The sequence below is a fragment of the Enterococcus sp. AZ050 genome, from assembly GCF_051715085.1.
Taxonomy (GTDB): domain Bacteria; phylum Bacillota; class Bacilli; order Lactobacillales; family Enterococcaceae; genus Enterococcus; species Enterococcus faecalis.
In genome coordinates this window covers 1787509-1801389 of the sequence record NZ_JBIOTC010000001.1, presented here as the reverse complement: position 1 = coordinate 1801389, position 13881 = coordinate 1787509, and the positions used below count along the sequence as shown (strand labels likewise).

Sequence of the window (13881 nt, the reverse complement as noted above, 5' to 3'; positions counted from 1 at the left end):
TTTTTCATAAGAGAAAACAAATTTATCTGTCTAATTTTCATTCTAAGCAATTTTAATTCTAAATGACCGAAAATATTATTAGGATAAAAAAACTCTTAAAAAGCATTTTAAAACGGAAATTGATATTTTCTTGAGAAAAAAGGGGCCTGATTTGGCAGAAATGACGAGTAGCGTTTAACTAAAAAACAATTAGGGGTAACTCAAAGACAAACGAAGAGGGCGCGCAATGAAGAAAAGTAGCTTGTAGAGGTCTGAGCGTCGTTTTAAGCAACGTAAACTTCTTTCACTAGGAAATATTCATAAAAAAATGAACAGCCCTTAAACGAAAAATTAAAGGGCTTTTTTCTTTATCCACGAAAAAAAAGGCAGAATTTATTCGTCAAACGATAGTTCAAATATTCACAATCATATTAGCGTAAAAGCTATTCTAGTTTTAAAAAGCTTATCTAGCAGCGTTTATCGGCTTTAAACAGACGACAAAAAAGAACCTTCGGCGATCATAGTGATTTTCCGAAGGTCTTTTTTAAACATGATTAATTTGTACGAACCGGTGTAATTAGTTGAATGAAATCTAGTTCTGTTTCGGTTGGCTCCAATGTAAACGGACGAATTGGAGAAAGGAATTTCACGGTAATATTCATATCGCCAAACGCTCGCAATGCATCTTTCATATAATCTGGGTTGAAAGAAATATCCAACGCTTCACCAGAAACATTTTCATAGTTTAACGCTTCTTCGACTTTTCCAATTTCAGGTGAATTTCCATATAAAACAACAGAATCTGGTGAAATTGAAAGGCGAACAATATTGTTACGTCCTTCATGAGAAAGTAAAGAGGCACGTTCGATTGCTGAAAGCAGTTCTGGTACATAAAATTCAATTTGCGTGTTATGGCTAGTTGGAATTAAACGGTTGGTATCAGGATAATTTCCTTCTAACAAACGAGAATAGAAGTACATTGTTTCTGTTTTAAATAGCACTTGATTTTCCATAATGCTGATTTCAACCATTTCTTCTTCATTGGTTAATGAACGAGAAAGTTCAGTTAAACTTTTTCCTGGAATTACAATGTTAAAGTCTTCTACTGCTTGTTCTGTCGGGATCACACGTTGACTTAAACGATGTGAATCTGTCGCAACGGCAAGTAATTTTTGATTTTCTAAAATAAAGTGAACCCCAGTTAAAATTGGACGACTTTCGTGCATCGATACAGCAAAACCTGTTTCACTAATAATTTTTGTAAATAAATGAACAGGTAATTTCATTTGGTTTTGAGTATCAATTACTGGTAAGTGCGGATAATTGTCAGCATCTAATCCATTGACCGTAAAATCAGCTTTTCCTGAAGTAATTGCAACTTGATTGTTATCTAGAACTTCCATTGTGAACATATCTTCTGGTAATTTACGAATAATTTCGCCAAAGAAACGAGATTGTAAAACGATGCTACCTGTGCGTTCAATCGTCATTTGAGCTTTTTCATCATCTTTACTTAAAAAACTTTCAATTGAAATATCCGCGTTACTCCCAGTAAGTGATAAGCCATCTTCTGATAACACAATTTTAACACCTGTTAAGATTGGAATCGTTGTTTTAGAAGAAATTGCTCGTTGAACAGTTTGTAATTCTTGTAAAAAGACACTTCGTTTGACCGTTAATTTCATAATGTAAACTCCTTTTTAAGTATTTTCAATACGTTCTAATTTTGTACGCCACTGTTTTGTATATTATATATAAATAAATAATAAAAGTAATAGGGCATGTTGATTCTGTGGAAAAGTCAAAAGAGCATTGATTTTACTAAGTTATCCACTTGTGTATAAGTTGTGGATAACTTTATTCTTTTTTGTTTAGTTTTCCACATCCTAAGAGTTCAATAAATTTTTAATTTCACTGACTTCTTTTTGAATCGCTGGATCTTTTTCCAATAATTGCTGAATCTTTTCGTGCGCATGAATCACCGTTGTATGATCTTTACCGCCAAATTCGGCACCAATTTTTGGCAAGGAATTGTCGGTCATTTCTCTAGCAAGATACATTGAGATTTGACGAGGAACCACAATTGTTTTCACCCGTTTTTTCCCTTTTAAATCTTTAAGAGGCACATGATAATATTTGGATACTTCTTCTTGAATTTGTAAGATGGACAATTGATTTTTACTACCAACTGATTTTAGAGATTTCAAGGCGTCCGCCGCTAAACTAGTGGTAATATCTTCTCCATTAATAGTTGCAAAGGCTTGAACGCGGACCAAAGCACCCTCTAATTCACGGATATTGGAATCGATTTGACCAGCGATATAACTTAGTGTATCATCCGGAATTTCTAAACGCTCGGCATCTGCTTTTTTGCGCAAAATTGCAATCCGTGTTTCTAAATCAGGCGGGGTGATATCGACAGACAAACCCCAAGCAAAGCGAGAAACTAATCGTTCAGGTAATTTTGGAATATCATTCGGCGGGCGATCACTTGTTAAAACAATTTGTTTATTTTCATTGTAAAGATCGTTGAAGGTATGGAAAAATTCTTCCAATGTTGCTTCTTTTTCCGCCAAAAATTGAATATCATCGACTAATAATAAGTCAACATTGCGATATTCTTTCCGAAATTGTTCGGATGTCTTTGTTTGAATTGAGTTGATAAATTCATTCGTAAACGTTTCGCTACTAACATATTTGACTTTGGCATCTGGTTGATTCACTAACATTTGATGACCAATGGCATGCATCAAATGGGTTTTCCCTAACCCTACACCACCATAGAAGAAAAGGGGATTGTAAATCGAACCCGGATCCTCGGCAACAACAAGCGCTGCAGCGTGCGCCATTTGGTTTCCTTTACCAATAACGAAGGTGTCGAAAGTGTACTTAGGATTAAGCATCGCTTTTTTACTTTGTTCACTAAAAACAACTTCTTCTTCGGCAGGTTCTTCGAGTTCTTGTGCCAGTGCTGCGTCTTTTTCATCGGCAACAACAAAATGGGGCATCACTTCTGCACCGGTCAATTTAAATCCAGTTTCGACAATTTTTGCCGAAAGATTTTTTTCCCAGTAATCACGATGAACTGCAGAAGGGACTTCTAGCCACAATTGATTGTTGTCTAATTTCAAAGGGCGTGTGGTTTTAATCCAAGCATCAAAACTTGGCGCCGACAAAATCGCTTGATAGGCTTCTTCAAGGCTATGCCAAAAACTTTCCACGTCGGGCATACAGTGACCTCCTATATGTTTAAATTTTGGTTATCTAAAAAATGTGGATAACTTAAAAGAATGAGCATAGTCGATTTTAGCATTTTTTTAAAACTTTTTCCACAAGCAATTGTTCAATGTGGAAAAAAAGTACACAAGGGTGAAAAAAAGTTTTCCACAGGGTGTCGACACTTGCGGAAGAAAGTGGTTGTTGAATGAGTTATCCACAAAAAGTTGAGAATAATTAAGCTTGACACAATAATGTTTCAATAACTTATCAACAGCTAAAAAAACACCTGTGTAAAACTTTTTAACAGGCTGTTTTTTTGTGTAAAACTAGTGGAAAAATGGCTGTGAACAGAAAAAAATGTGGAAAACTATCCACAAGCTACTCACAGGAAAATTTAATTTGTGGATAATTGAAACGAATCTTTCTCAGGAAATATTTCTTAAATTTTATTGACAAAAGACCCTATTACTCGTTATACTATCAAAGTATGTCTATATATTGATGGATAGTTACAATTTCAGGAGGTGTAATTGCATGAAAAGAACGTATCAACCAAACAAACGTAAACGCCAAAAAGTTCACGGATTCCGTAAACGTATGAGCACTAAAAATGGCCGTCGCGTATTAGCAAGCCGTCGTCGTAAAGGTAGAAAAGTTATTTCTGCTTAATGATGGTCTGGTCTTTTAAACAGTCAATTTCTAAGAACCCTTAGTTATCTCCATAATTTTTTGGAAGATGTGAAGATAACTAAGGGTTCTTTTTCTGTTTTCAATAAAAGAAAGCAGGATTCTATAGAAAAGGCTACTAAAAAAGAGCGGAAATATGCTATTATTATTAAGAAGTAAAAAAATATAGAAACAAAGGGATGCCGATGAAAAAGTCCTACCGTGTCAAGAAAGAAAAAGAATTTCAACAGGTGTTTAATAAAAAACAATCTTGTGCAAATCGTCGTTTCGTGGTGTACGTTTTAGAGAAACCACAACAAGCCCATTTTCGAGTGGGGATTTCTGTTGGGAAGAAAATTGGAAACGCGGTCACAAGGAATGCTGTGAAGCGGAAAATCCGCGCGAGTTTATTTCAATTAAAAGACCGTATCTCTCCAGAAATTGATTTTATCGTGATTGCACGTCCAGGATTGGAAAAGTTATCGTCTGAAGAAGTGAAAGCTAATTTAACACATGTGTTAAATTTAGCTAAAATATTAGATGTAAGAGAGGGAATTGAGTAGTGAAGAAGTATAAGCGCTTATTATTAATGGCTGGGTTAGTGACCTTAGTCTTTGTTTTATCCGCCTGCGGAACCGCGCCCGTAAGTGAAAGTAGTACAGGAATTTGGGATCGATACATTGTTTATTATTTTGCCCAAGCGATTAAGTTCCTATCATTAGGCGGCAGTGTCGGAATTGGGATTATCCTATTTACGTTAGTCATCCGGATTATTTTATTGCCGTTGATGCATTTCCAAACGAAGAGTATGCGTAAAACACAAGAGTTGCAACCGCAATTAAAGGCCTTGCAACAAAAATATTCTTCAAAAGATCCTGAAACACAACGCTTATTCCGAGAAGAACAGCAACGTTTGTATGCAGAGAATAATGTGAATCCTTACATTGGCTGTTTACCACTGTTGGTTCAACTACCAATCATGATGGCTTTGTATCAAGCCATTTCACGCGTGCCTGAGTTAAAAGAAGGAACGTTCTTGTGGTTAAGCCTCGATAAGCCGGATCCGTATTTAATTTTACCGATTTTAGCGGCTGTCTTTACGTTTGCTAGTACGTATCTTTCAAGTATGAGCCAACTAGAAACAAATGCCTCACTGAAAATTATGAATTACGTTATGCCAGCGATGATCTTCTTTATGGGGATTTCATTAGCCAGCAGTTTATCTCTTTACTGGGTGGTCTCAAATGCCTTCCAAACAGGGCAAACATTGTTATTAAACAATCCATTCAAAATCCGTAAAGAGCGGGAGGAAGCAGCACGTCAAGCCAAAGCACGGGAGCGAGCGCTTGAACGAGCAAAAAGTCCTAAGAAAAAAGGGAAGAAAAAATAAAGGAGGTCGTTCAGATGCCGATTTATGAAGGAAATACAATCGAAGAAGCAACGCAGAAAGGCTTACAAGCACTTGGTTTAACCAAAGAGGATGTTACAATTGATGTGTTAGACGAAGGAAAAAAAGGATTTTTAGGTCTAGGAAAAAAACTTGCCCAAATTTCAATGGAACCAACGATTAGTGAGCAAGTCACAGAAGCGGTCGAAGAAACAGTGGAAGATATTGTTGTTGCCGATGAAGCAACAGCAGTGGAAGAAGCAGTTGAGGAATTAACCGAAGCAATTCCTAGTCTCTCAGAGGAATCAACACATTCTTTAGAAAATCTGGAAGACGAAGCTGCTATTACTGAATTAGCGATGTATTTAACGAATATTTCAAATGAACTGAACGCCCCTGCCATGGTTCGCATAGCGCGCGAGAATGGCAATATTATCTTCCATTTAGAAACAGAAAAACAAGGTATCTTAATTGGAAAACACGGAAAAGTGTTAAATGCGTTACAGTATTTAGCGCAAGTCTTTATTCACCGCATTGCAAGCAATAAGCTATCGATTGTTGTGAATGTCGGAAATTATCGTGAAAAACGTCATGAAATTTTGGAACGTTTAGCGAAACGCACCGCGGAAAAAGCCAAACGTACTGGGCGGCCAGTCTTCTTGGAACCAATGCCGGCTTTTGAAAGAAAACAAATTCATCACACGCTAAGTAAAGATGAGCAAATCAAAACCCATTCTGAAGGGGATGAACCTTATCGGTATTTAGTGGTTGAACCAGTTAAGAAGTATTTTTAAACAAACAAAGAAACGTTGGCAACTCTCAGCAGGGACTGAATAGTTGCTAACGTTTCTTTGTTAAATGATTTTTTAGCCGTCTTCGTTTCTTTTTTTATGTTATGATAATCAGTAATTACTCCAGTAGTAAATTCAAATGAAAAAGTTTTGTAAAGAGACGTAGGGGGAGCAACAGGTATGCGTACGGAGAAAATACTGGTTGTAGATGATGATGCAGCAGTTCGTCGCTTGATTTGGAAAGCATTACAATCAACAGGTATTCTTATTTACCAAAGTGAATCAATTGAAAAAACAAAAGATATCGTGTCCAGAGTTACCTTTGATTTGTTCATTTTAGATGATAACTTGGAACATGACAGCGATGGTTACTACTTAGTCCAAATGATTAGAGAGAAATATCCACTAGTGCCAATTATCTTTTTTAGTAGCAAAAAAGAAGAAGAGGATATTATTGCAGCCTTGGAAATGGGCGTGGATAGTTATATAACGAAACCTTTTTCCTTGAATGTTTTTAAGGCTCAGGTGATTGCTTCGTTGAATCGAGCTCGAATGATTCGAAAACAATTGAATGTTTATAAAAAAGAAGAGCTACAGGTAGGCGATTTCCGTTTTGATTATGGTCGTTATCAACTATTTAAAAAGGATTTACCTATTTCATTGTCTTCGAAAGAAGTTCAATTAATTCAATTTTTTCTGGAGAATCCCGAGCAAGTATTCTCTAAAGAACAAATTTACAGCAGTGTTTGGGGTACTGGGGATGTCGATGCGAATACGATTATGGTTTTTATTAATCGTTTACGAAGTAAATTAGAAGAAAACCCGAAAGAACCTTGTTACCTTCGGACCGTTTGGGGCATTGGTTATACCTTTACGCCAGATGGTTGCGTACAAAAAAAATGAAAAAAGGCCCGCAGTTGCACGAGCGACTGCGGGCCTTTTTTGATTATTCAATTTGTCGACGTTCCATTTCTTTCAAAATAAATTGAAGCGAACGATTTAGATGTTCATGGGTTAAAAGTGTGATCTGGTCAATATTCTTTGTTTTCATTCCGCGGAAAATTAACCAATGTTCTTCTAGGGCAATACTACGACGTTCTGAGGCACGAATCGCAATATCTCTGAAATAGATTAAGTAAGCATGGAGATCAGTCACAATTTTTTTTAAACGTAGCATCTGACTCTTAGTATAAATAAAGGAATTAAAATCTGAAAAGTTCTGTAGTAAGTCATCTACTTGGTTATTTTTATTGTATTGTTCTCCTTCGAGAAGTAAGGCTTCCAATTCATCAAAATCTTCTGGTGTCATGAGTTCCATGGCTTTAATGGTTGCTAAAGTGTCCAAAGATTTACGAATATCATAAATTTCATAAGCATCTTTCATACTAATCCCTTTAACCACGATACCCACCATAGGTATATGTTCCACCAATTGTTCTTTGACCAATTCTTGTAAAGCAAAGCGAATGGGCGTCCGACTAATGTTTAATTGCTCGGAAAATTCTTTTTCGTTAATCCGTTCACCCGCAGGAATATCCCCTAAAATAATGGTTTTTTTAAAGGCTTCGTAGGTACAAATTTTTAGAGGTTTACTGCTGGTTAAATCTAAGTTCCGTTTTACTGCTTCAACCGTTGGATTCATATGAGGCACCTCCCTATAGGTTATTTTTATAGATAATAAATATAATATTAAAAATGAAAATATAACGCAAGAAAAGACAAAATGAAAAGAAAACCGAGGAGAAAAGGCACTCCTACGGTTTCAGCGACGACGTTTAATTTTGTGGAATAAATAAAGGCATGTGACCTAAAGCAACAATTGTAACAACGAAAATAACGAAAATTCCTAAGGCATATTTTGCCGATTCTTTTTGCCATTGGCCCATATCTAAACCAGTTAAACGTAATAGCAAGTAAATAAATGCCACTAATGGACTTAATAAGTGGAACGCTTGCCCCATTAAGGAAGCTAAAGCCATAGACATATTGTCAAATCCATAAGAACGTCCAGCTTCTGCTAGGACTGGTAAGACACCGAAATAGAAACCATCGTTTGAAATAAAGAATGTTCCTGGTGCTGAAATGAACGCAATCACTAAGCCCCAAGCGCCGGCTAATTGTTTTGGAATAATATTAACAAAGCTATTTGCTAAGGCATTGGCCATACCAGAACCTTGGAATAAGCCCATGAAGACGCCAGCAGCAAAAACTAAGATAACTACTTGCACAGCATCACCAGCATTTGCACTGATACGGCTGCTTTGATCTTTTAATTTTGGATAGTTGATCATTAAAGCGATACAAGTACCAACTAGGAATAATAATAACGGTGGCATTTCAATCCACGAAGGCAAACCTAATTGACCAACGAATGAACTTAGGACTAACCATCCGATTAAGACAATCGTTAAAATACCATTGAATGCAAAATTCTTTGGACGACGAATTTCTAATAACTCAGGATCGTTAACAATAGTCATTTCTTCCAATTCTTTATCAGTAAGCGTTGTCACGCCTAAGCGAGCACGTTCTTTTTTCCCCATGCGATAAGCAACAAAGAAGATAACATACAATACAGATAAAATCATACCAGGTGCTAAATAAGAAAGAATGTCGGCATCAACTTCTAGTACGGCCATGGCACGAGCTGTTGGACCGCCCCAAGGTAATAAGTTCATAATGGTGTTTTGTAAGATAACAAGCACACCTAAATTCATCAATTTCATATTAAGTTTTTTGTAGATGGGAATAAACGCAGAACAGCAAATCAAGGTCGTGGTTGTTCCATCTCCGTTTAAGGAAACAGCAGCAGCAACTACCGCAGTGGCCATCAAGACTTTCATTGGATCGCCTTTAGCAAAGTAAATCATTTTTTTAGTGATTGGGTCAAACAAACCAGCATCCAACATAATAGAGAAGTAAAGAATGGCAAATAATAACATAATACCAGTTTTTGAAGTAGTTGAAATCCCATCTAAGACGAAATTCCCAATGTTGACTTCAGGGACAACACCGTCAGCACCAGGTGGCGGACTCGCTACTCCAGTTGCAATTGCAATCAAAGTAAAAATAAGAGGAATAATTACTAAAGATGTAAACGGTGACAATTTCTTTTTCATGATTACATACATAAAGATGATAATCATACCATAAGCTAAAATAGTGAGTAACATGTTTTTCTTCCTTTCTTTTTTAGAACTTTTTTGTAAGCGTTAACAACCGGTGTTAATAAAAAAGAATAGCCATGAGAAATGTTTCACAGTATTCTGGTTTACAACAAAAAATATTTTTTGTGTTTGTCTATAGTGTGAGAATATACAAACTTTCGCAGAGAATAAATAGCCTAAAACAAAAAGAACATCAAAAAAACAATTCAACAATCAAATTCTTATTAATAACTTAATATAATATTAATAGAATCTTAACGGCTGATAAATGCTTATATACCAATGTTTACAGAGTTTTTTTCACAAAATAAACAATAAAAGAACAATCTGAGCTAGTGTTTTCACTAGGTTTTTTAACGGTTTTTTCTATAATGAACGTATACCAAGAATTAGTGAAAGGAGAGACAATATGGGCCTATTTAAGTCCTTATTCAAGAAAGAGCAACACACGCAGGATACCGAGATTAATGAAAGCGTTATCCAACGTGAAGCGGATAACTTGGAAAAGCGATGGATAGATATACCAGCATATATTCCTGCTGAGCCAAAAGAATATCAATTGGTAAGTATTGTGGCCACTGCCATCGCAGCAGGAGAGTTTCCAGAAAGTCGTTTTGTTATCAAAAAAATCGCAAAACGAAATCCAGAAGCAAAAGAAGTTGCCATTATTGCAGCCAGTATAGCTGCAGAGCTTTCAGAAGAGTCTCAGCTAGTTGTCAAAAGAATTTCAAAACAAAACCTTGAGGAGGATCATTATGTTACGCAAATTTAAAATTTCAATTGATGGGAAAGAATATTTAGTCGAGATGGAAGAAATCGGTGGCGTCCCACAACCAGCACCTGTTGCGCCACAACCAACAGCGCCAGTTGCTACGACAGAAACACCAGCCCCTGCTGTTGAAGAAGCCCCAGCGCCAGCAGCACAGCCAGCCGCCCCAGCAGGAGCAGATGCAATGCCTGCGCCAATGCCAGGAACTGTGTTAAAAGTATTAGTCAATGTTGGTGATACGGTGTCTGAGAACCAACCATTGTTAATTTTAGAAGCAATGAAGATGGAAAATGAAATCGTTGCAGGAAAAGCAGGTACGGTAACAGGAATTCATGTTACCCAAGGCCAAATTGTGAATCCAGGGGAACCATTAATAACAATTAACTAGAATTAATTTAAGAAGAGGAAGTGATTTGTGTGGAGACACTGATTCAAGGTGTTATAGGAATGGGCCAAGAACCAGGACGCATTGTGATGATGCTGATTGGTGGACTATTAATGTATTTAGGAATAAAAAAAGAGTATGAACCAACACTTTTAGTGCCGATGGGTTTAGGAACGATTTTAGTGAACTTTCCTAATTCCGGCGTATTGAGCGCTGGCGGCGAGCCAGGTCCGTTTAATGTTCTTTTTGATTTTGGAATAAAAACAGAGTTATTCCCGTTATTATTATTTATTGGGATTGGGGCAATGATTGATTTCGGGCCATTGTTACAAAATCCGTTTATGTTGATGTTTGGTGCCGCTGCACAGTTTGGGATTTTCTTTACAGTTATTATGGCTGTTTTATTAGGTTTTGATTTAAACGATGCTGCTTCGATTGGGATTATTGGTGCCGCTGATGGTCCAACGTCTATTTTCGTAGCAAATACCTTACATTCAAAATACATGGGGGCCATAATGGTTGCCGCTTACTCCTACATGGCGTTAGTTCCGATTATTCAACCAGTAGCGATTAAAGCAGTGACGACGAAAGCCGAACGTCGTATCCGTATGACTTATCGGGCCGGTGAAGTTTCTCAAACAGCGAAAATTCTTTTCCCGGTTGTTATTACGATTGTCGCAGGGTTAATTGCGCCGGTGTCATTACCATTAGTTGGTTTCTTAATGTTTGGGAACTTATTAAGAGAATGTGGCGTTTTGGATCGTTTATCCATTACAGCTCAAAATGAATTGGTAAATATTATTAGTATCTTGCTAGGACTATCTATTTCCGTTAGCATGAACTATGCAGAGTTCTTAAAAGTCGATACATTGATGGTTATTGGCTTAGGGTTAGTCGCCTTTATTATGGACTCAGTCGGCGGCGTGCTTTTTGCTAAATTCTTGAATTTATTTAGAAAAGAAAAAATCAATCCAATGATTGGTGCTGCGGGTATTTCCGCTTTCCCAATGTCTAGTCGGGTCATTCAAAAAATGGCTACAGATGAAGACCCACAAAACTTTATTTTAATGCATGCTGCTGGTGCCAACGTTTCAGGACAAATCGCTTCTGTAATTGCTGGTGGCTTACTATTAGCCTTTTTAACATAGGACGGAAAGGAGAACGAATACATGTCTGTTAACATGGAAGATTTAAAAATTGCTTTTGAACTGTTAGGTTTTGGTTGGGGCGGCGTTTTCGTTGTTTTATTTATCATTTATCTAGCATCTAAATTACTAACAAAATTATTTCCAATTAAAAAATAAAGGAGGTTATTGCTGTGAGCAGCGTATATACAATGAAAAGAATCTGGTTGCAAAAAGATAAAAAAGCTTATCAAGCTTGGCGCGAATTAATGGAAAAAGCCGAATTGCAAACGACAGAAGCACTTGATTACACCGTTGGCATATATGATGACGCAGCATTAATCGCCTCTGGCTCGCTTTCAGGCAAAACGATTAAGTGCGTGGCCGTTTGTAAAAAATATCAATCTGAAAATTTGTTAACCCAATTGGTGGTTCATCTACTTGAAAAACTGAGAGAAGAAAACCAATTACACAGTTTTTTGTATACAAAACCAAAAAATGAACAAATTTTTCAGTCGCTAGGCTTTCAAAAAGTGGTTGCGAATCAAGAGGTGCTATTTATGGAGCAAGGCAAACCAGATTTTGCCGATTATCTTGGTTACCTGACACAACATAAAAAAGCAGGGCCAGCCAGTAGCATTGTCATGAATGCAAATCCTTTTACGAAAGGCCATCAGTACTTAGTCGAAAAAGCAGCCCAAGAAAGTCCGCACGTTTATGTGTTTGTTTTATCTGAAGATAAATCGCTATTTTCAAAAGAAGCACGTTTCGCAATGGTGCAAAAAGGGGTCGCCCATTTACCCAATGTGACAGTCCTATCTACAGAAGATTACTTAGTTTCGTCTGCGACTTTTCCTACCTATTTTTTGAAAGAAAAAGCGCCATTAGAGGTAGCTGCAATTCAAGCAACGCTTGATGCAACGTTATTTAAAGAAAGAATTGCGCCAATACTTGAAATTCAGCAACGTTATGTGGGAGAAGAGCCTTATTCAGAAGTGACCGCTGTCTACAATCAAGCAATGCAACTAGTTTTCGGACAAACGATAACGCTAACCATTGTCCCGCGATTAGCGAGTGATGGAGAGCTGATTAGTGCGACGAAAGTTCGCAAAGCGATGGCTGAAGGCGACAAAGAGACACTCAAGAAGTTTTTACCAGCAACAAGTTATCAATACTTAGTAGAACACAAGAAACTAATGAGGTGAAGAAAGTGAAGATTATCAAAAATGCTACTGCAGGGACAGTAGAATCAAGTGATATTATGATTACCGTCCAACCCATTGAATCAACAGAAAATACCATTGAATTAGAAAGTAGTGTCGAAAAACAATTTGGCAATCAAATTCGTCAGGTGATTACGACAACTTTGGAACATTTAGATGTCCAAGGCGTTGCGGTCAAGGCGATTGATAAAGGGGCATTAGATTGTACGATCAAAGCTCGGATGATTACAGTTTTACATCGAGGCGCTGAAAAAGAAACGTATGATTGGAAGGAGTTGGACTCATGGAACGTTTAAGAAGAACAATGATGTTTGTCCCTGGAGCGAACGCAGCAATGCTAAGAGATGCACCTTTGTATGGGGCAGATTCAATCATGTTTGATTTAGAAGATGCAGTTTCATTAAAAGAAAAAGACTCTGCCCGTGTTTTAGTCCATTCTGCTTTGAAAACTTTCGATTATGGCAATATTGAAATTGTTGTTCGGATCAATGCTTTAGATGCCGGTGGCGCAGAAGATATTGAAGCAATGGTCTTAGCTGGTGTCGATGTGATTCGTTTACCAAAAACAGAAACAGCCCAAGATATCATTGATGTCGAGGCAGTCATTACAGAAGTAGAACAGCAAAATGACATTCCCGTAGGAACAACGAAAATGATGGCTGCCATCGAATCGGCTGAAGGTGTTCTAAATGCGCCCGCGATTGCCAAAAGTTCAACTCGCTTGATTGGCATCGCGTTAGGCGCCGAAGACTATGTTACCAATATGAAAACACGGCGCCATCCAGATGGCCAAGAACTATTCTTTGCTCGTAGCATGATTTTACATGCCGCTCGAGCAGCTGGGATTGCAGCTATTGATACGGTCTATTCAGATGTAGACAATACGGAAGGCTTTGAAGCCGAAGTTCGTTTGATTAAACAGCTAGGTTTCGATGGGAAATCGGTGATTAACCCTCGTCAAATCCCATTAGTTAATACTATTTATGCGCCAACAGAAAAAGAAATCCAGAATGCTAAGGAAGTAATCTGGGGCATTCGGGAAGCCGAAGCAAAAGGTTCCGGTGTTATCTCCGTAAATGGAAAAATGGTTGATAAACCAATTGTTGAACGAGCTGAACGGGTCATTGCGTTAGCATTGGCGGCTAAATTAATTACCGAGGAGGAAATATAG

Annotated in this window: 16 protein-coding genes; 12 read left to right on the top strand and 4 right to left on the bottom strand. The window is 37.4% G+C overall.

Going from position 1 to position 13881, the window contains the following annotated elements; genetic code table 11:
* Window positions 1-533: 533 nt before the first annotated feature.
* Entirely contained in the window at window positions 534-1664 is a 1131-nt protein-coding gene (dnaN, locus tag IGJ04_RS08715) for a DNA polymerase III subunit beta (protein ID WP_438840124.1), read from the bottom strand.
* Between the two features lie 201 nt (window positions 1665-1865).
* Window positions 1866-3209 (bottom strand): chromosomal replication initiator protein DnaA, encoded by a 1344-nt coding sequence (gene dnaA / locus IGJ04_RS08710; RefSeq protein ID WP_002356013.1) that lies wholly within the window; start codon window positions 3207-3209, stop codon window positions 1866-1868.
* Between the two features lie 523 nt (window positions 3210-3732).
* On the opposite strand from dnaA, the gene rpmH reads away from it, so the two are divergent.
* From rpmH to IGJ04_RS08685, 5 genes are all read left to right on the top strand, one after another.
* Window positions 3733-3867 (top strand): 50S ribosomal protein L34, encoded by a 135-nt coding sequence (gene rpmH / locus IGJ04_RS08705; RefSeq protein ID WP_002356012.1) that lies wholly within the window; start codon window positions 3733-3735, stop codon window positions 3865-3867.
* Between the two features lie 203 nt (window positions 3868-4070).
* Entirely contained in the window at window positions 4071-4427 is a 357-nt protein-coding gene (rnpA, locus tag IGJ04_RS08700; protein ID WP_002356011.1) for a ribonuclease P protein component, read from the top strand.
* Window positions 4427-5254, top strand: coding sequence for a YidC/Oxa1 family membrane protein insertase (locus IGJ04_RS08695; RefSeq protein ID WP_002356010.1), 828 nt, complete (start codon window positions 4427-4429; stop codon window positions 5252-5254). Before rnpA ends, IGJ04_RS08695 begins: the two co-directional genes overlap by 1 nt.
* Window positions 5255-5268: 14 nt before the next feature.
* Entirely contained in the window at window positions 5269-6045 is a 777-nt protein-coding gene (jag, locus tag IGJ04_RS08690; protein ID WP_002361456.1) for an RNA-binding cell elongation regulator Jag/EloR, read from the top strand.
* Between the two features lie 177 nt (window positions 6046-6222).
* Window positions 6223-6945: a response regulator transcription factor gene (locus IGJ04_RS08685; RefSeq protein ID WP_002363545.1), complete on the top strand. Its 723-nt coding sequence runs from the start codon at window positions 6223-6225 to the stop codon at window positions 6943-6945.
* A 43-nt stretch (window positions 6946-6988) separates the two neighbouring features.
* Here IGJ04_RS08685 and IGJ04_RS08680 read toward each other — a convergent pair whose 3' ends face one another.
* Both IGJ04_RS08680 and IGJ04_RS08675 read right to left on the bottom strand, forming a co-directional pair.
* Complete coding sequence (locus IGJ04_RS08680) at window positions 6989-7684, bottom strand: GntR family transcriptional regulator (protein ID WP_002356006.1); 696 nt, start codon at window positions 7682-7684, stop codon at window positions 6989-6991.
* Between the two features lie 133 nt (window positions 7685-7817).
* A complete protein-coding gene (locus IGJ04_RS08675; protein ID WP_002356005.1) occupies window positions 7818-9215 on the bottom strand; it encodes a CitMHS family transporter in 1398 nt (465 codons plus the stop codon).
* 403 nt (window positions 9216-9618) lie between these two features.
* Here IGJ04_RS08675 and IGJ04_RS08670 point away from each other — a divergent pair, with 403 nt between their 5' ends.
* Genes IGJ04_RS08670 through citE form a run of 7 tightly spaced genes read left to right on the top strand, consistent with a single transcriptional unit; the run spans window position 9619 to window position 13881 of the window.
* Window positions 9619-9981 carry a hypothetical protein gene (locus tag IGJ04_RS08670; protein WP_002356004.1) on the top strand — a complete coding sequence of 121 codons (363 nt, stop codon included), beginning with the start codon at window positions 9619-9621 and terminating at the stop codon, window positions 9979-9981.
* Window positions 9965-10366, top strand: a complete 402-nt coding sequence (locus IGJ04_RS08665) for an acetyl-CoA carboxylase biotin carboxyl carrier protein subunit (protein ID WP_002363547.1) — start codon at window positions 9965-9967, stop codon at window positions 10364-10366. The genes IGJ04_RS08670 and IGJ04_RS08665 overlap by 17 nt, the downstream gene beginning before the upstream one ends.
* A 29-nt stretch (window positions 10367-10395) precedes the next feature.
* Window positions 10396-11511, top strand: coding sequence for a sodium ion-translocating decarboxylase subunit beta (locus tag IGJ04_RS08660; protein WP_002383526.1), 1116 nt, complete (start codon window positions 10396-10398; stop codon window positions 11509-11511).
* A gap of 21 nt (window positions 11512-11532) precedes the next feature.
* Entirely contained in the window at window positions 11533-11667 is a 135-nt protein-coding gene (locus tag IGJ04_RS08655; protein ID WP_002356001.1) for an OadG-related small transporter subunit, read from the top strand.
* 32 nt (window positions 11668-11699) lie between these two features.
* Window positions 11700-12692 carry a [citrate (pro-3S)-lyase] ligase gene (citC, locus tag IGJ04_RS08650; RefSeq protein ID WP_025188900.1) on the top strand — a complete coding sequence of 331 codons (993 nt, stop codon included), beginning with the start codon at window positions 11700-11702 and terminating at the stop codon, window positions 12690-12692.
* A 5-nt stretch (window positions 12693-12697) separates the two neighbouring features.
* Window positions 12698-13006 (top strand): citrate lyase acyl carrier protein, encoded by a 309-nt coding sequence (gene citD / locus IGJ04_RS08645; protein ID WP_002355999.1) that lies wholly within the window; start codon window positions 12698-12700, stop codon window positions 13004-13006.
* A complete protein-coding gene (citE, locus tag IGJ04_RS08640; protein ID WP_002355998.1) occupies window positions 12994-13881 on the top strand; it encodes a citrate (pro-3S)-lyase subunit beta in 888 nt (295 codons plus the stop codon). Before citD ends, citE begins: the two co-directional genes overlap by 13 nt.